This window comes from Pseudomonas baetica (assembly GCF_019733355.1).
Taxonomy (GTDB): Bacteria; Pseudomonadota; Gammaproteobacteria; order Pseudomonadales; family Pseudomonadaceae; genus Aquipseudomonas; species Aquipseudomonas baetica_A.
Window position 1 is genome coordinate 1 of sequence record NZ_JAIHLQ010000189.1, and the last position, 257, is coordinate 257.

Consider the following 257-nt stretch of genomic DNA (forward strand, 5'->3'; position numbering starts at 1 on the left):
TGGCGTCCCCTAGGGGACTCGAACCCCTGTTACCGCCGTGAAAGGGCGGTGTCCTAGGCCACTAGACGAAGGGGACACGCTACCCGGAACACATGGTGTGTGTTTCGGTGTCCAGACCCGAATCCGAAGACTTGGTTCTGGTTTCACTCAGCCCTGCCCGAAAGCAGTGCTGTTTAAAATTGGAGCGGGAAACGAGACTCGAACTCGCGACCCCGACCTTGGCAAGGTCGTGCTCTACCAACTGAGCTATTCCCGCA

The 257-nt window shown here is 58.0% G+C and carries 2 tRNA genes; both read right to left on the minus strand.

What is annotated here, in order from left to right:
* A tRNA-Glu gene (locus tag K5E40_RS34685) sits at positions 1–76 on the minus strand.
* 104 nt (positions 77–180) lie between these two features.
* A tRNA-Gly gene (locus tag K5E40_RS34690) sits at positions 181–256 on the minus strand.
* Position 257 lies beyond the last annotated feature (1 nt).